Source organism: Marinobacter sp. CA1 (genome assembly GCF_020546665.1).
GTDB lineage: Bacteria > Pseudomonadota > Gammaproteobacteria > Pseudomonadales > Oleiphilaceae > Marinobacter > Marinobacter xestospongiae.
On record NZ_CP071785.1, the window covers coordinates 3,022,760 to 3,040,247 of the forward strand.

16 protein-coding genes are annotated in these 17,488 nt (G+C 56.8%); 6 read left to right on the forward strand and 10 right to left on the reverse strand.

Features of this window, described 5'->3' with window-relative positions:
* The first annotated feature begins 59 nt into the window (after window positions 1-59).
* Entirely contained in the window at window positions 60-368 is a 309-nt protein-coding gene (locus J2887_RS13795; protein WP_227171684.1) for an MGMT family protein, read from the forward strand.
* Here J2887_RS13795 and J2887_RS13800 read toward each other — a convergent pair.
* Window positions 365-1,741 carry an AmpG family muropeptide MFS transporter gene (locus J2887_RS13800; RefSeq protein ID WP_416381864.1) on the reverse strand — a complete coding sequence of 459 codons (1,377 nt, stop codon included), beginning with the start codon at window positions 1,739-1,741 and terminating at the stop codon, window positions 365-367. The genes J2887_RS13795 and J2887_RS13800 overlap by 4 nt on opposite strands.
* Before the next feature lie 33 nt (window positions 1,742-1,774).
* Window positions 1,775-2,257, reverse strand: a complete 483-nt coding sequence (locus tag J2887_RS13805) for a YajQ family cyclic di-GMP-binding protein (RefSeq protein WP_227171685.1) — start codon at window positions 2,255-2,257, stop codon at window positions 1,775-1,777.
* A 237-nt stretch (window positions 2,258-2,494) separates the two neighbouring features.
* Here J2887_RS13805 and J2887_RS13810 point away from each other — a divergent pair, with 237 nt between their 5' ends.
* Both J2887_RS13810 and J2887_RS13815 read left to right on the forward strand, forming a co-directional pair.
* Complete coding sequence (locus J2887_RS13810) at window positions 2,495-3,463, forward strand: response regulator (RefSeq protein ID WP_227171686.1); 969 nt, start codon at window positions 2,495-2,497, stop codon at window positions 3,461-3,463.
* 471 nt (window positions 3,464-3,934) lie between these two features.
* A complete protein-coding gene (locus J2887_RS13815; protein ID WP_227171687.1) occupies window positions 3,935-4,972 on the forward strand; it encodes an AraC family transcriptional regulator in 1,038 nt (345 codons plus the stop codon).
* Between the two features lie 81 nt (window positions 4,973-5,053).
* On the opposite strand, the gene J2887_RS13820 is transcribed toward J2887_RS13815, so the two are convergent.
* The 7 genes from J2887_RS13820 to J2887_RS13850 all read right to left on the reverse strand — a co-directional run bounded on the left by J2887_RS13820 (window position 5,054) and on the right by J2887_RS13850 (window position 12,873).
* On the reverse strand, window positions 5,054-6,268 hold the full coding sequence (locus J2887_RS13820; protein ID WP_227171688.1) for an argininosuccinate synthase: 1,215 nt from the start codon (window positions 6,266-6,268) through the stop codon (window positions 5,054-5,056).
* A 167-nt stretch (window positions 6,269-6,435) separates the two neighbouring features.
* Entirely contained in the window at window positions 6,436-7,083 is a 648-nt protein-coding gene (locus tag J2887_RS13825) for a substrate-binding periplasmic protein (protein ID WP_267461602.1), read from the reverse strand.
* A 190-nt stretch (window positions 7,084-7,273) separates the two neighbouring features.
* Window positions 7,274-7,669 carry a flagellar export chaperone FliS gene (gene fliS / locus J2887_RS13830; protein ID WP_227171690.1) on the reverse strand — a complete coding sequence of 132 codons (396 nt, stop codon included), beginning with the start codon at window positions 7,667-7,669 and terminating at the stop codon, window positions 7,274-7,276.
* Window positions 7,670-7,693: 24 nt separating this feature from the next.
* Window positions 7,694-9,106 carry a flagellar filament capping protein FliD gene (fliD, locus tag J2887_RS13835; RefSeq protein WP_227171691.1) on the reverse strand — a complete coding sequence of 471 codons (1,413 nt, stop codon included), beginning with the start codon at window positions 9,104-9,106 and terminating at the stop codon, window positions 7,694-7,696.
* Between the two features lie 156 nt (window positions 9,107-9,262).
* Window positions 9,263-9,712, reverse strand: a complete 450-nt coding sequence (locus tag J2887_RS13840; protein WP_227171692.1) for a flagellar protein FlaG — start codon at window positions 9,710-9,712, stop codon at window positions 9,263-9,265.
* An 86-nt stretch (window positions 9,713-9,798) separates the two neighbouring features.
* A complete protein-coding gene (locus tag J2887_RS13845; protein WP_227171693.1) occupies window positions 9,799-10,629 on the reverse strand; it encodes a flagellin in 831 nt (276 codons plus the stop codon).
* Between the two features lie 174 nt (window positions 10,630-10,803).
* Window positions 10,804-12,873 carry a 6-hydroxymethylpterin diphosphokinase MptE-like protein gene (locus J2887_RS13850; RefSeq protein WP_227171694.1) on the reverse strand — a complete coding sequence of 690 codons (2,070 nt, stop codon included), beginning with the start codon at window positions 12,871-12,873 and terminating at the stop codon, window positions 10,804-10,806.
* Window positions 12,874-13,281: 408 nt separating this feature from the next.
* On the opposite strand from J2887_RS13850, the gene J2887_RS13855 reads away from it, so the two are divergent.
* Window positions 13,282-14,445, forward strand: coding sequence for a flagellin (locus J2887_RS13855; protein ID WP_227171695.1), 1,164 nt, complete (start codon window positions 13,282-13,284; stop codon window positions 14,443-14,445).
* 26 nt (window positions 14,446-14,471) lie between these two features.
* Here J2887_RS13855 and J2887_RS13860 read toward each other — a convergent pair whose 3' ends face one another.
* The gene (locus tag J2887_RS13860) at window positions 14,472-15,374 is read right to left on the reverse strand and encodes a methyltransferase domain-containing protein (protein ID WP_227171696.1); all 903 of its coding nucleotides are present in this window, start codon (window positions 15,372-15,374) and stop codon (window positions 14,472-14,474) included.
* A gap of 111 nt (window positions 15,375-15,485) precedes the next feature.
* On the opposite strand from J2887_RS13860, the gene J2887_RS13865 reads away from it, so the two are divergent.
* Together J2887_RS13865 and J2887_RS13870 are read left to right on the forward strand one after the other, a co-directional pair.
* Complete coding sequence (locus J2887_RS13865) at window positions 15,486-16,292, forward strand: hypothetical protein (RefSeq protein WP_227171697.1); 807 nt, start codon at window positions 15,486-15,488, stop codon at window positions 16,290-16,292.
* A gap of 4 nt (window positions 16,293-16,296) precedes the next feature.
* Window positions 16,297-17,487, forward strand: a complete 1,191-nt coding sequence (locus J2887_RS13870) for a class I SAM-dependent methyltransferase (RefSeq protein WP_227171698.1) — start codon at window positions 16,297-16,299, stop codon at window positions 17,485-17,487.
* Window position 17,488: the final 1 nt, after the last annotated feature.

A 17,488-nucleotide genomic window follows, 5' to 3' on the forward strand; every position in this document is an offset into this window, starting at 1 on the left:
ACACCGCTGCCGCCCAACGCCGCAGCGGTGTGTCATCAGCAGAGAATCAAGAGGAGAGGATGGAACCCAGTCGCGAAGAGAAGATCTGGCAGGTTGTATTTGCCATTCCACCCGGTTGCGTTGCCAGCTATGGCCAGGTGGCCGACATGGCGGGTCTTGGACGACAGGCACGACTGGTGGGACGGGTCCTCAGCCAACTGCCGGATGGTCACGCCCTCCCCTGGCACCGAGTGCTCCGCAGCAATGGCCAGATCGCCTTTCCAGAAGGTTCGGAACGCCATCTACAGCAGGTGGCACTGTTACAGGCCGAAGGCATCGACGCGGGCCGCGGCCGGGTCACCATGAGCCAGTATCGGTGGCAACCCTAGGAGGTCTCAGCCACCGCTGCCCCGGACTTGTCTGGCGCCATGGCATCCAGTATTCGGCCGTGGCGAATCAGGTACAGCGCCAGCAGGATGGCCGGGATGCCCATCACGCCCGCCAGCAGGAAGAACTCGGCGTAGCCATAGCCCTCCACCACCAGCCCCGAAAACCCGCCAAGGAACTTGCCGGGTAACGTCATCAATGAGCTGAACAGGGCGTACTGGGTCGCGGTAAAAGCCGCGCTGGTCATAGAAGACAGCCAGGCAATCAGTGCCACGTTGGCAATACCACCACTGAGATTGTCGGCGCTGATCACCAATGCCAATGCGCTGACGCTGGGAGGATATTGAGCCAGCACCACAAACAACAGATTGGTGGCCGCCGTCATAACCGCCCCCACCAACAGAATTCGCCGCACGCCATACTTCACCACCAGGATGCCACCCGCCATGGAGCCGGCAATGGTCATAAAGAAGCCGAACAGCTTCGACACATTGGCGATCTCCACCTTGGTGAAGCCCATGAAGTTCAGGTAGAACGGGTTGGCCATCACCCCCATGGCGATGTCGGAAATGCGATAGACCGCTACCATTACCAGGATGATCAACGCAAACTGGCGATAGCGCCGGAAGAAATCCAGGAATGGACCTGCCACCGCTGCGGAAAACCAGCCAGCCGCCCGCGCCAGCCAAGGCTGCAGGTGAGCGCGCTGGAGAATCTCTTCCTGCACCCGCTCGGCGATGTCCTCCGCCGCCGTAAAGTGATTGACCCGGGGCTCCGGCACACTCAGCACCGTCACCACACCAATCCCCATCAGCAGCGCCATGACTTCGTAGGACACCTGCCAGGACCACAGCTCGGCTATGTAGAGCGCTCCGGCCCCCGCCACCAGCAGGGCCAGCCGATAGCCAAAGATATAGGTTGCCGCCATGGCGGCCTGAAGGCGCTCACTGGCGATCTCAATGCGATAGGCATCGATCGCAATGTCCTGGGTGGCGGAGGAGAATGCCACCACCAGACCAAACAGCGCCATCATCTCCGGAGCCCTGCCTGCATCCACCTGGGCCATACCATAGAGTCCGGCGGCGATCCCCGCCTGGGCCAGCAGCATCCAGCTGCGACGTTTGCCGAACCAGCGATCCAGTAACGGTAATCGCAGCCGGTCCAGCACCGGTGCCCAAAACACCTTGATGGAATAGGTAATACCAAGCCAGCTGAAGAAGCCGATGGTGGCGATCTCAACCCCGATGTCGGCAAGCCGGGTATTCAGCGTCGAGAACACCAACAGGAAAGGCAGACCCGCGGAAAACCCAAGGAACAGCAGGGTAAGGACCTGCCAACGGGAATAGATCTGGAACCAGGCCTGGACGTCAGGCAAGCGGGCCTTGATGCGGATAACGGTGTCTCCGGGTCAGTCGCGGAAGTTGTTGTACTGCAGCGGAATGTCGAGCTCGGCTTCCTTGAGCAGGGCAATGGCGGTCTGGAGGTCGTCCCGCTTCTTGCCGGTTACCCGGACCTTGTCGCCCTGGATGCTGGCCTGCACCTTCAGCTTGGCGTCCTTGATCATCTTGACGATCTTCTTCGCCATGTCCGTTTCAATGCCCTGTCGCAGGGTGAAGTGCTGCTTGACCAGCTTGCCGGCCTTGCTGTCACCATCCTCGGCGAGGGCTCGACTGTCGATGTTACGTTTGGCAAACGCCATCCGCACCATATCCTGAAGCTGCTCCAGCTGGAAATCCTGCTCCGCGCTGATGGTGATGCCCTTGTCGTCGTGTTCAATCTCGGCTTCGACGTTCTTGAAGTCCCAGCGATTGCCCAGATCCCGCCTGGCCTGATCGACCGCGTTGGTCACTTCGTGCATGTCGATCTCGGAAACAACGTCAAAAGATGGCATAGTCCTAACTCCCAAAATGCGGAGACCGTCACGCTCAGGAAAGCCGACCCGGGTCGAATCCGCAGGTTTTACAATTGTGCACAGCAGGGATGCGGCGATTGGCTATAATGGCGTCTTTAATTTAATGCGACCAGCAACCGCGACCGGCGGCGCCCCTAGGCTCTGTGCAAAGGTGCCCAAGCATAGCAAGACCAGCCGGGTACCGCATCTGAACAATGGATTGGTGAGCCGTAAACAATGCCTAACCTAGAACTTCCGATTCTCGTCGTGGACGACGCCAAGTTCAGCAGCATGGTGGTCAGTCGCGCACTCCGCCAGGCTGGCTATCGTGACGTCCGTGTCGCCAACAACGCCCCCGCAGCCATCCAGCTGATGGAACAGCGTCCGGTCAGCATCCTGATCGCCGACTGGCTGATGCCTGAAATGGACGGACTGCAGCTGACCGATCGGGTCCGCCAGCTGGATGAACAGACCAATCATTACACCTACACCATCCTGCTGACCGCCAAGGAAAGCATGGAGGCCCTGACAGAAGCATTTGATCGCGGTGTCGATGATTTCATCTTCAAGTCCGACATGAGCAAGCAGCTGATCCCCAGAGTGTTTGCCGCCGATCGGATTGCCGATCGACAGAACGCCCTGCTGAGGGCCAACTCACTGTTGGTAGAGAACAATCGCGAGCTGGAAGCCAGCAACATCATCGATCTGGAAACCGGCCTCTGCAACAATCGCTACGCCCGCGAACGACTGGGCAAAAGCCTGCGCCAGGCAGAGGCCCGCGGCGGAGCCTCAGGTTATGTGCTGTGCGGCATCCGCAACTGGCAGGAACTCAAACGCCGGCACACCCCAGCCATCATGAGCGAGCTGGCTGTCGGCATCGCCCGGCGCCTGGGCCACCTTATCCGCCCGATGGACGCGCTGTGCCGCGTCGGTGACAACCAGTTCGCCATCGTTGCCCATTTCAGCAACGGCGATCAGTGCTCAACCACCACCTTTCGTCGCATCTTCGACGGCATCAACCACAAGGCGCTGAAAACCACCACCGGCTACCTGTCGGTTGAAGCGGGCATGGTGCTCTGCAAGGCCGATGCGCAATTTGGCACGCCATCGGTGCAGGACATGGAGCGCGCCGCGGTCCAGGGTCTGATGGAAGCCTACGAGACCCGGCGCTTTACTGAGACCCGCCCAGACGCCATCGCCCCCTGACCAACGGCCTCGAGCCAAACTAACGGCAGCCGGTACCGGGCAACATCACGACAGATGACGCCACATTCTGTAACAGTGGGACACAGATCACACACAGACAGTCAGCCCCACCCGACGTATTCTTAAATTGTGGATTCAAGCAGTATCCCCCCATGGCGAGGGAGTTCGAAGTCCCCTCGCCGCATTATGGGCGGCGCTTCCACAGAATTCAGGATTTTCAGGCAAATTTTGTTTATCCTTATTGGATTGAGGCCGGCCACGTTGTCGGCCTTTTTGTTTTGCCTGCCGCCCTCCACATCCCCATCGACACCACCCTGAATTCGCTATACCCTTAGCCGACGCCCTCAGAAAGACAATCATTATAATCAGTGGGTTAAGAAGTCTTGCACGGCTCTTGCGCAGTTGGCATACCGACACACTTTCGCGCATTAAAGCGTTTCTGAAACCCACAACCAGCACAAGTGGTGTGGTATGAACCCTCTTGGAACCGTTTCTGTCGCGGCCTTGCGCCAATACGTCCGCGCCGCCCAGGCCCACCAGCTGCCGGTGGAAGACCTGCTGCAGGCTGCCGGCATCCCCTCAGCCACCCTGGACAGCGATGACGGCCGAATAGACGGCACCCAGTTGCAGGAATTCCTGTACCGGCTATGCCAGCACAGCCGCGACCCTCTGCTGGGACTGAAAACCGGCGATTTCGTGCAACCCGGCTCCTACAGTGTGCTTGGCTACATCACCATGAGCTGCGCAACCCTCGGGGAAGCCGTCCAGCGCATCGCGCCCTTCGAAAAACTGGTGGGCGACATGGGCACGACCACCCTGGAAGATCGGGGCGAACAAATTCGCCTGACCTGGCACTGCACCTACCAGAACCCCATCGTCCGCCCACAGCTGGTGGATAACGTCTTTGCCTCCTGGATCAACTACGCCCGCTGGCTGGCGGAACCCACCCAGGCCTCCCCAACCGCCGTGTATCTACAGCGCCCGGAGCCGCGCGGGGATTCTCTGCGGGAATACCAGCAGCGCTGGGACTGTCCGGTGTTTTTTGAGACCGGCGAGGATGCCATCGAGTTTGACAAAAGCCTGCTGAAAACCCCATTGCGCCAGCCCGACCCGGTGCTCCGCAGCACCCTGGAGCGACATGCCCAGCAGCAATTGGCCAGCCTGCAATCGGCGAGCGAACTGGTCAACCAGGTGCGCAACAGCATCTACCAGAACCTGCTTGAAGGGATTACCCGACAGGACATGGTGGCAGGCAGCCTGGGGATGACGAGCCGGACACTGCAACGCAAGCTGAGCCAGGAGGACACCTCCTACCAACAGCTTCTGGACGACGTACGACAGGACATGGCGGAAGACTACCTGAGCCGCACGACGCTTCCGATACCGGACATTGCGTTACGCCTGGGTTTCAGCGAAACCACGTCGTTTCACCGCACCTTCAAGCGCAGGGTCAACATGACACCCGGAGAGTATCGGCAGAAAACAGCAGAGCAGAAAGGAAAGGATTGAAGAATGGGAGGGAAGAAAAGTGCCACTCAAGAAGCGAGCGGCACAGGGCAGACCAGCCACCCTGCGCCATGATTCACCGCGTTACAGCAAGTTACGTCCTTTGCCAGCGGCAATCCGCAGGCGCAACGCGTTCAGCTTGATGAAGCCTTCGGCGTCTTTCTGATCGTAGGCACCCTGATCTTCCTCGAAGGTAGCGATCTTCTCATCAAACAGGGAATCCAGAGACTTACGGCCAACCACTTCCACGTTGCCCTTGTAGAGCTTCAAACGCACGGTTCCGTTAACGTAGGTCTGGGTCTGGTCGATCAGCGCCTGCAGCGCTTCCCGCTCCGGTGACCACCAGTAACCGTTGTACACCACCTCGGCGTAGCGCGGCATGATGCTGTCCTTCAGGTGCGCGACTTCACGGTCCAGGGTGATGGACTCGATTGCCCGATGGGCACGCAGCATGATGGTGCCACCCGGGGTTTCATAACAGCCACGGGACTTCATGCCAACATAGCGGTTCTCAACAATGTCGATACGGCCGATACCGTTGTCTCCGCCCACCTTGTTCAGGTGCGCCAGAACCTCATGAGCCTTCATGGCTTGACCGTCGATGGCGACGATGTCACCCATCTCATAGGTAAGCTCAATGTAGGTCGGCTGATCCGGCGCCTTCTCGGGCGACACACTCCAGCGCCACATGTCTTCTTCGGCTTCCGCCCACGGGTCTTCCAGGACCATACCTTCGTAGGAGATGTGCAGCAGGTTGGCGTCCATGGAGTAAGGCGACTTGCCTTTCTTCTTCTCCACCGGAATGTTGCGTTCCTCACAGTACGCCAGCAGCTTCTCGCGTGAGTTCAGATCCCATTCCCGCCAGGGCGCAATCACATGGACGCCAGGCTTGAGGGCATAGGCACCCAGCTCAAAGCGAACCTGGTCGTTACCTTTACCGGTGGCACCGTGGGAAATCGCATCTGCGCCGGTTTCGTTGGCAATTTCAACCAGTCGCTTGGCAATCAGCGGACGGGCAATGGAGGTGCCGAGCAGGTATTCGCCTTCATAGATGGTGTTGGCACGGAACATCGGGAAGACGTAGTCACGCACGAACTCTTCGCGCAGGTCTTCGATGTAAATCTCCTTGACGCCCAGCGCTTCCGCTTTGGCGCGTGCCGGTTCCACTTCCTCGCCCTGCCCCAGGTCGGCAGTAAAGGTGACCACCTCACAGTTGTAGGTGTCCTGCAACCAACGGACGATGACGGAGGTGTCCAGGCCACCGGAATAGGCCAACACAACCTTTTTAATATCAGACATACCTTGCTCCAGACTGAACAGGATGGATTATTTGAAGCCACGCTCACCGTTCCTGACCGACAGAACAGCGACCAGGAAACGCAGGGCTTTAAACATAAGGGGCATTATTGTACGGCAGTCAACGGCTTCCGGCCAGACAGCCAAAGGGGGAAGACCAAGCCAGCCATTTAAGGAAGGTGGAAGATCTCGGCCAGATCGCCATTCCGCCTCATGGTTTCCACCGCGCGGCGTAGCTCCGGCACCAGATCATCCCGGGATGAAGCCCGCGACAGGTAGAGCGCCCCATCCTGCTGCTGCAAGGCCACGCTCAGCCGAAACCGCTCAGCCCCCAGCCCCATCTCATGCAACGTGCTGAAAAATGACTGATCACTGGCGACCAGGGCATCCACCCGCCCCCGCAGCAGCATTTCAACCGCCTGCCGCAGATCCTTGACGGCCACCTTGCGGATGCTGTCATCCCGCTCGAAAGCCTCGCCGTAATAGGTGCCACGAATGTAGGCCACGGTCCGGCCGGCCAAGCCGCCCCCCAAGGACAGACTCAACTGAGAATCAGCCAGCCCCGCAAGCAATACCCGAACCTGGATGACAGGCGCCACCAGAATGCCCGCTTGTTCTGTGGTCGGGCTTTCATACAGCACCGCAAGATCCACCCGCCCGGATTCCAGCTCCCGGATCACTCGACGATGGGGTCTTAGGACGTTGTGAAAGGTCTTGCCGATCAACACAGACAGTCGATCGTAGAAGGTGACGAGGGTTCCGGCCAGTTCGCCGGATTCGGTGCGGTAGCCCCAGGGCCAGACATCCGCGGAAGCCACTCGTAAATCGATCTGGGATGCGGCATCGCCGGGAAGATCCCCATACCGCGCCGAGTCGTCAGCCCTCGCCTGTGAAAAGGGCAGGGCCAACATAAGTGCAAAGACAAGCGTACCGATCAGGCTAAACACAGTACCTCGAATTGCCGAGGCGCGCCCCGGGCAAAACGACCCTGGGCACGCCAATCCCTGTTCAGACGGCCTGCTGCTGTACCACTTCCTCGCGAATGCCGTCCCATCCTTCCTTGATGGAGCGTAACAGCTCAATCACCTCATCCAGCCGGGCAACATCGTTCGTCAGACTGGCGTCCAGCAGGGCCCGCTCCATATACTCGTAGAGCGAATCCAGCCGCGGGGCGAGATCACCGCCCTGATCAAAGTCCAGAAAACTGCGCAGACCACCAATGATCTCAATGGCTTTGTTGATCAACCGGGCCTTGCCCTCGTAATCCTTGACCTGAATGCGGGCCTTGGACATGTTGATGCGCTCGATGGCGCCATTGTACAACAACTGGATCAACCGGTGCGGATCAGCATCGGTGATGCTGGTCTGGGTATTGATACGCTGGTACTGTTGAAGCCCCTTCATCGTTACCTCTCCAAATTCACTCGGTTAACCGTTGCCGCCGCTTTGCTGGGGCGCAAGGGACGCCAGCTGCTGACTCACAAAATCACCGGTACTGTTAAGCTGGGCAATCAGCGAGTCCGCTGCGGAAAACTGGGAAACCAGTCGCTCCCGATAGGTTTCCATCCTTAGATCCAGATTCAGCCGCTTGTCCTCAATGTCTTCCAGAGACTTATTCAGACCGTCGGTACGGCTGGCCAGTGTGCCATCACTGCCCAGATGGGTCTCCAGAACATCCAGTGCCTTGGTAGCGATCCCATCAACACCGTCTTCCGCACCAAACAGTGCAGCGACGGAATCGGGGTACTCGTCCAGCTTCTCCTTGAAGACCTCTTTATCAAATTCCAGTTTACCGCTGTCCGGGTCGGTCTTGATACCGATATCCGCCAACATCCGCACCGGGCTGTCCTCTAGGCCTTCTGGCACGTCCACCAGCAGGTTACGCAGGTCCCGCTGGATGGAGCGGATCGCCGAGTCCCCGGTTAACACGCTGCCCTGCTCAGTTTCAGCGTTATAGCCCGATGCCTTTTTAACAATATCCTGAAAGGCGTTGTACTTGTCGACAAACGCCTGCATCCGATCAGCGACCTCATCCGGGTTCTCCGTCACGCTGATGGTGGATGTGCCCGTTGACTTCAACTCGAACGTCGCCCCGTCGACGACCCCCTCCACCGAATTGCTGGAACGGCTGATGGCAATGCCGTTGACTTCCAGCAGCGCGTCCTTGGCCGCCACGGTTTCATTCATGTTGGACGCCGAGCCGTTGAAGGCGAGCTGGGACAGCCCACTGGCGTCGGTGTCGCTGCCGTCACCGTCACCGGAAACGGACACTTCGATGGCATTGTCCAGCCCGGACTCCTCAGAGGACATTACCAGGCGGAAGCCTGACCCGGTGTCGACGACGCCTGCGGACACACCGGCGCCCGCATCGTTAATGGCTTCGGCAATGCCTTCCAGGGTGTTGTTGGAGCTGTCTATGGTGATGTCGGTGGACTCACCGCCAACATTGATGGTCAGCGTACCGGTACCAACCGCGGTAGTATCCCGATCAGCAAAGTCATTGGAAGCGAGCGATTGCGCCTGGGCCAACTGGGTGACGTTGATGTTGTAGCTGCCGCGGATGATTTTGCTCTGATCGACATCGAGACCAACCACGTTTTCGTCACTCGACGCCGCCGTAAAAGCCCGAAGACCATCCGGCTTGCTAAGCGCCTCCAGAGGTGATTTCAGGCCTTCCAGAGCGCTGCGAAGGGCACCGTAGGCGGAAATCTTGGTTTCATACAGCTGCTGGTTACGATCCAGCCGGGCCTGTGTCGGCGTGCGCTCGGCAGCGACCAGCTGGTCGACCAAATCCATGCTGAACAGCCCGGACCCGGCTCCCAGTGAAGTGATACCTGCCATGCCTGTACCTCCCGACGTCGTCGTCTTCTTGATCAGCTAATCCGTGTATCGGCACCTGGCGGCAAAACTTTACCGCCCCAACTGCATTCCTTGCCGTTCCATGTTGTGCGCCGTTGAGCAGGCCGGCAATCTCCCGCCCATTTTTCGGCGGATTGGTCAGACCTTGATGTCAAACAGCGTCAATGGTTCGTCCTGCTGCAATTTCTCGGCCAACCTCATAGCAACTTCATCCGGAATCTGCCGGATAACCTCATCGGTCTGCCGGTCCATGACTTTCACCACCGTCTTGCCGGAATCGTCATCGACAGAGAACCGCAGGTCACGCTGGACACTCTGCACGTAATCGTTCAGTCGGGAGACCGCTTGGTCGACCCGCTCACTGTCCTGTTCCTGCTCTGCGGCCCGCTTCTCCTGCGCGACAGCCTGCTCGCGTGCAACGGCAGCTGCTGACGCCGCTGATGCATTTGAGGGTTGCTCTGAAGCCGTCGATCCCTTCTGAGGCGACCTCACACCAGCTTCCGCCGTACCGGCATTGCTGGCGCGGGAAGACTCCCCGGAGGACTGAACCATCTTCAGATCCAGGTTGTTTAAACCCACTTCGTTCATAGCACACCCCGCTATTCCCTAACGGCAAAAGACCGGCCTATCCCACTGGACAGGCCGGTCAATTTTAACCCGTTACCCGGCCTCGATTACTGAAGCAGGGACAGGACCTGGTTCGGACGGGCGTTTGCCTGTGCCAGAACCGAAATACCAGCCTGTTGGAGCACGTTCGCTTTTGCCAGCTTAGCACTCTCGGCGGCAAAGTCCGCGTCGAGAATTCGGCTGTTGGCAGCGCTGGCGCTCTCGATGTTGGTGGCCAGGTTGTTAATGGTACTCTCGAACCGGTTCTGCAACGCACCGAGGTCGGAGCGGAAGGAGTTTACGGTATCGATGGCAGTGTCCAGGGTTGCCAGCGCACTGGAAGCGCCAGATGCGTCGGAAATATCAACACCGTCAACACTAAGGCCGGTGTCACTCATATCCTGGTTAAAAGCGAAGGTAATGGTCTCGCCAGACTGGGTACCGACCTGGAAGCTTACTGCGTTACCACTGTTCAGACTGCCATCGAGTACGGACTGACCGTTGAACTTGGTTTCAGAGCTGATCCGACCAATCTCACTCAACCGCTGAGTCACCTCATCCTGCAGCAACGCACGATCATCATCGGTCAACGAGCCGTTGGCCGCCTGCACCGCCAGCTCACGGATACGCTGGAGGTTGTTGATGGTTTCATCCAGACCACCTTCAGCGGTCTGCGCCATGGAAATGCCGTCGTTGGCGTTACGCTGGGCGACTGTCAGGCCACGAATCTGGGTATCGAACCGGGTCGAAATAGCCAGACCAGCAGCGTCGTCCTTGGCTGAGTTGATACGCAGGCCGGAAGACAGACGGGTCAGAGACTCGTTGGACAGGCTCTGGGAACGGTTCAGCTGGTTCTGAGCACTGATGGAAGCAATGTTGGTGTTGATACCGAGAGCCATAATGCATCTCCTCAAACAATTCAGGTATTGGTAAGAGGTCTGGCGCCCTGTCAATGTTTGGGGTACGCCGCCCTGCTGTAATGCTTAACGGCGCCCCTGAGAATTCCTTTAGAAAAAAGTACTGCCAGATTTGTTAACAAATGTAATATCCATCAAACTCGCTGGCACCCGCCCTCAACCAAGAGCCCTGTTCGACGATTCAGGTTCGGGATCGATCAGTTGAGCGGATACCCAGGGATCATCAGTAACCGATGGACGCTGAACGAGAACCTGATGGAAGTGATCTGGTAACTTAACCAGAAAATCTAGGAATCCCTGCTTCCAGATCTTCAGATATGGCACGAGATCCTGCTCCTCACATGCCATACCATGACATAGCCCGACATAGATGAAATGCAAAATACTGCCGCCCAGCAATTGGTACACATAATATTGGATCGCCGTGGGCTGCGCCTGGCCGCGGGGAGGCCTTAAGGATGTCACTGCACTACGCAGCCGATTAGCCTGAAGGCAGAGATCCTTGCGCCCCCCCATCCGAGCCTCTCGCAACAGCTTGTTGAACTCCTGAACCCGCCGCTTGAGCTCAGCCTCAATCTCTGGCACCTGATCTTTAAGTATGTTGCCAGGAGCGGGTGCTGACAGGGTCCTTAGCAGCATCTCCAGCAGGGAAGGCTCCACAACCTGACTTGCCGCGACTTTCGCCATGAATTCCTCCGAAGACAGCCAACCAGCGCCTTCAATTACCGCACCGTCTGAACAGTTGGAGACAGCTAACTGCGCCGACTGTGCTTGTGCAGATTGAATAAACACCTCAACAGCCCGCTTGGCAGCGTAGTAACCGTTGATGGTGCGCACCGTTCCGCCATCCACTGCTGGAATCTCAAACTCACTCCGACGTTTTAGCTTTCTCCGTTCCTGGATAACCCTCGAGAACTCTGTCTCCGCTTTACGACCGTAAACCGATGTTTCGGCATGGTCGTGCTCTGAATCTCGGAAACCGTAGTCAGTGCCGAACAGGTAGAGATCGCGGAAGCCCAGACTAAAGGCAATCGAAAGGGCAGAGTTGGTACAGGTCGGGTTACAGTGATTAAACGCGTCACTGGTTACCTGCCCTAATGCCGAAAGATTATGGTCGGTTTTGAAAAAGTAAAAGGTTTCGCGAAACAGCTCACTGACCAATGGGTTAACTTCATGGACCGCGAGCAGGCGAATTTCGCTCAACGCTTCTTTATCAAGGTCGTTTAGAAATTTATAGACAATATAGTCTGGGTCCAGCTCAACATGGAAATCTGGCCGAATACCTGCCGCAAGCAGAGGACGAAGCCCAGTACCGGAGCTCACAATGACCACCTTGTCCCGAACCGCTTTCAACCCTCCTATTCTGCCATCCAGGGACGGGCCACTACCCACCACCACCAGCGGTCGAGCATGCTCTGGCTGCATGATATTGCGCAGGTATCGAGCATCCTCATCAAGGTTGTGCAGCGTGTATAGCAGGCGCCGGAGCTCATTGTCGTAGTTACTCCAATGCGAGGCCATAACGGCAATATCTTTACTGACCTCAATCGCTGTCCTGGCCAGCTCAATGTCAGCCAAGTGGTTATAGTAGGTCGTAAAAAACGGATGGAAGGGAATGTTCTTGGAGAGGTTGCTTGAAAGCAGGTTACGAAGACTCTGCGGGTCCTGACCTGAGCCTATGGCAAACTGGAGAGTGTGACCTTTCTTCTGGAACCGGGAACAGATCTTTTCCCAGTCCACGGTAAACAGACTGACCGCGAACTTTTCCGGTTCACGCTCGACAACAATGGCATTGATGATGGTCGCTTTTTCAACCAATGCCTCAATGTGGTAACCGAGACCACAGCCAAGGAACACCACTGAAGGGAACACATTCCCGCGCTCATACCCCTGGAAATTGTCACGATTGATGGGGCTTTTTTCCGCCAGCGAGCGCACCGCCAGAGTTGCAAACCGTGGGTGACGATAGGACTCCGGCCAGGGAGGCGCAAAAGTATGGATCTTTTTGCCTGGCGGGTTCTCCTTGAGAAACCGCTCGGCTTCATCCACTGAATATTCTTTTGCCAGCCCCCGATAACAGGACTTGCCATCGACGGTCATATCCACATCCGTCGCGCCCGGGGTAACAACCAACTCCACCCGGGACAGCATCATATTGGCAAAAATCTGATAAATGGCCGGCTGCGTGCGCTTGAAAAAATTCAGGTTCTTTTCTTTGCGCTTCAAGAACGCCTCTGCGGGGTCAATTTCTCGCCTGGCCACAAATCGTCTCCCATTCCCAATCATTTTTACTGAATGCTGCAGCGCCCAAACCCAGGCAGCAGCCGACATTCCGGCATGTTAGCAGAGAATTCAACAACTCGGGCAGCCAGATGCCATGAGATGAGGCCGGCAAAAAAAACGGCAATCCAATGCCACACCTCGCCGCCAAGTATTTGGCAGAACACACCTAAACACCGCTCCCAAACGAAATATTATTCTTTAATTTTCAAAAAGATAAAACAGCAATTGAGTTTCTGGCACAGACTTCGCTTAACCCCGGGAAACTGAACGTTTGCGTATTTTTGCCGGCACTGTGTGTCTCTGGAAGACAGGGCTCTGGGGTACCGGCTCCTCTAAGCAGGGAGAATCAACATGCCGCAGATCATCAATACCAACATCGCGTCACTCAACGCGCAGCGAAATCTGAACGCTACCCAGCGCGATGCCGATACCGCCCTTCAACGCCTGTCATCCGGCCTGAGAATCAACTCTGCCAAGGATGACGCCGCTGGCCTGGCCATCTCTGAGCGTTTCCAGTCCCAGATTACCGGTCTGAACATGGCCCGACGAAACGCCAACGACGGCATTTCCCTGGCACAGACCACCGAAGGTGCGCTGGATGAAATCACCGCCAACCTGCAGCGGATTCGCGAGCTGGCGGTACAGGCGGCCAACGCCCCCAACAGCAATACCGACCGCGTCGCACTGAACCGGGAAGTGGAACAACGCATTCAGGCGATCAACCAGATTGCCAGCCAGACCTCCTTCAACGGTCTGCGGGTGCTGGATGGATCGCTGCCAACACAAACATTCCAGGTTGGCGCCAACACCGGTGAAACCATCAGCGTCAACGGACTGGATGCGCGGGGCAGCCAGCTCGGCTCCATCATCGGCGCAACCTCGGGCCTGTCCGCCGCTCTGGTCAGCGGCCAGAGCGTTGCCGACATTTTTGCCAATGGTGGCACCGTCGACTTCACCGTCGACCTGCCAGTGCCACCCTCTGGTACCACGACAGTACAGATAAACGACGCTTCGTCTCTTGAAGATGTGCTTGGCCAGGTCAATGCCGTCAGTAGCGAAACGGGTGTTCGGGCCTTCCTGGACAGGGGCAATAATGAGATTTTCTTCTCATCCGAATTTGATCAGGCCTTCAGTGTCGATATAACCGTGGCCAGTGGTGCTACATTTAACGTGGCGACGACGGTGCCTGGAGACCAGGTGTCCGTGAACAATCTTGACGTCTCGACCCAGGATGGTGCCGACCTGGCAATGATCTCAGTGGACTATGCGTTGGATCAGATCAACAGCCTGAGGGCTGAGCTCGGTGCGGTGCAGAATCGATTTGAGTCCACCATTGCCAACCTGTCGACCACTGCAGAAAACCTGTCGGCCTCAAACAGTCGAATCCGGGATGCAGACTTCGCGGCTGAATCGGCAGAACTGGCTCGAACACAGGTGCTCCAACAGGCTGGCCTCTCGGTCCTTTCGCAGGCAAATGCCCGACCTCAGCAGGTATTGCAGCTTTTACAGGGTTAAACGGAACTAAGGTCTTCGGGGGCTGACTAGAGCCCCCCGACCACTTCCTCAAACTTGCTCGCAAGTATGCCATTCTCGATTCGCAGACAGGGAATGCCATCCAGAACCGGGTAGACCCGCAAGGCTTCCCGGCTGAACAGCATTCCACCGATGCTTTGCAGTGGTGACCGGAATTGCGGACAGGCAAGAATGTGTTCTGGAGTACCTTCACCACCTTGCTTCTGGACGATGGTTATTGCAGTTGGATTCAGCGGGTTGGACGAATGCGGAAAGCGTTCATTAACCAGCATGGGGTAGCCCAACTCCCGGATATACCCAGGAATGTTCCGGCAGTAGCCATGGCTAGTCATTCTCTGACGAGCCTCGTCATCGGCAAACTCGTATCCCGGCTCGAGTAGCACCAGATAACGCCGGGCGACCCGGTACAATTCCTTCAAAATGGCTGGCTCCTGGCCACCATTGGGCTCTATGGCGTGGGAGGTAAAGACCACATCAACCGAGTTATCTGCAAAAGGAATGTTGAACAGATTGCCCGTACACAGTCTGACCTCATCGTGACCCCGCCCGTCCAGCCAGCGCCGGGCATAGGCAACCCGGGACCAGCTAAGATCAAAACCATAGGACTGAACGCCCGCAGGAAGTGAGTCCAACACACCAGAAAGGGTCGTCCCCTCCCCCACACCAGCTTCCAGAATCGACTCGGGACGACACAAATCCAGGATCGTTCTGGCCAGCTCACCACTGTACAACCGTTTATGCTCCCTCATTTTTGGCCGTTGAGCGGCTCGTGTATAAGCTCCGGTTTGCAGGTCATAGGACAGCTCAATGATGTCCTCGGTATTACCTGTTACCCCATAGGCCCCCCTCAGATAGGCACTGATGTTGGTTCCCTTACGATAGAGGGTCTGCAGTTCACGGGGGCTTTTCAAAATCGGGACTTCCTTTGGGTCTGTATCAACTGGATATTCACCATACAGTGGCGGTGTCAGAACTCTGTTAGCATAGATTCTAGTTTGCAAGATTATTCAGCAGGAAATCCTATGACGTGGCATGCTCCCCCAAACAGCTGTGACCACCGCACAGCGGCTATTCACTTTCTGGATCGGCTTGAAAACGCCAGGATCGCACTCAAACCCTATCCGCACTTCTACATCGATCAAGTCTTCCCTGACGAGTACTATGCCACCATGCTCGAGCTGTTACCCACGCAGGATGCTTATCGCAAATGGACAGACGTAGGCAAGGTAAAACTGGAGCAGTATAGTCGACGCGACCAGTGCTACCTTGAACCAAGCTGGTTGGAAACGCAGCCTCCCCGGCATCGACGGTTCTGGCAGGGATTTGCCGAATGGTTTCTGAGCGAGGACACCGCACGGCGCGCCATGACAAAATTCGAGACTACTCTGACTGAGCGCTTCCTGTGCCAACGGGAACTGTGGCCTACCGTTTACCCTCAAGCCCTTTTTCTGCGCCACCGCTCCGATTACTTTATAGGCCCGCATACGGATATTCCGTCAAAGATCGTGAATATACTGCTCTATCTGCCAGAAGACGACCGCCATGAAGAGCTTGGCACTTCAATGTTCGCACCCAAACAAATGGATTTCAGTTGTCCCGGCACCCAGCACCACCAGTTTGAGGACTTTCACGAAGTCGATTTCGCGCCCTATCGACGCAACACTGCCTTTGGTTTTGTCAAAACGGATAACTCCTGGCATGGCGTGAAACCAATCAGCGAAGCCAGTGCCAGTCGCAGCCGTCGTGATGTCATTCAGTACATGGTGTATGACAACCCGATGCGCGCTCCCCGGAAAAACCAGACTCCCAATTCAGCGGCAGAGCAATAGACTCATGGAAGCCTGTCATTGTGACCTGTGCAGTGCCAACGACTTTGATGTAGTTCGAATGGATCGCTGGAATGCGCCAGACGGCAGCCACTGGTACCCGGTACTAACCTGTCTGTGCAATCGATGTGGGCACGTATTCAACAACCCAACCCTAACCTATTCCGAAATAAAGGCGTTCTATCAGGGGCAAAAACGGGAGTCTTTCCAGGTCGCCAGAGGGGAATCAAAGGGGCTCAATGCAGCCGATGTGGAGCACCTTACCAGCCTCACCGGTCCGGGCAACAGACGTCGAGCTCTGGAGATCGGCTGCTATACCGGCTACCTCTCCAGCCGCCTCATCAAGGCTGGCTGGCAGGTCGAAGGATTGGAACCCAACCCTGAGTCAGCACAAAAAGCCCGAGAGCTGCATGGCATTAAGGTCCACGAGAGTCTGTTCGAATACTATCAACCCAAAGCTTCCTACGACCTGATTTTCCTAGGCGGAGTACTGGAACATGTGCGTAGTCCTACGAACTTCCTGCTCAGAATCAACCAGCAACTGTCGCTCCAGGGACTGGCATACATCAGGGTCCCCCGCCTAGATGACCTGGGCTACGACACCGCTGCCGACTTGTTTATCCTTGAACATCTGCATAATTTTTCTGCAGCCGCCATGTCGATGCTATTGGAGAAAACAGGATTTCAGCTCCTTGACAGCCACGTTCACAAGCGCTTTCCGCGCTCGTTCGTAAGCATCGCCCGAAAAATTGCCCACTGCGACACACCGAAGCCATTCACGATCACCTCCCAGACGGACCGGCTACGTGCCGACATCCAAGCGTATTCGGCCATTGTTGAGCATCAAAGGGCCAGACTCGATGCCATATTCCAGGCCCTAGCTCTGGAGACGCCCCCACCACGCACCGCAGTCTACGGGGTCGGCAGCCATACCGACATGCTGATGCAGCACACTCTGATGAATCAACTGCATATCACCGCTGTGATCGACTCCAACCCATCCAAGCACGGTGAGCTGGCCTTTGGCCACACAGTCCAAAACCCCGAGCAGTTGGATCTAAGCCAGATCGATGCCGTTGTGATTTCCAGTCGCGCCTTTCAAGAAGAAATCTATCAAAGAATCCAACACTGGGAGCAACGAGGGGTAAAACTGATCAGACTCTATGACCTAACCCAATCCCGTTACGCTCATGAGTAGA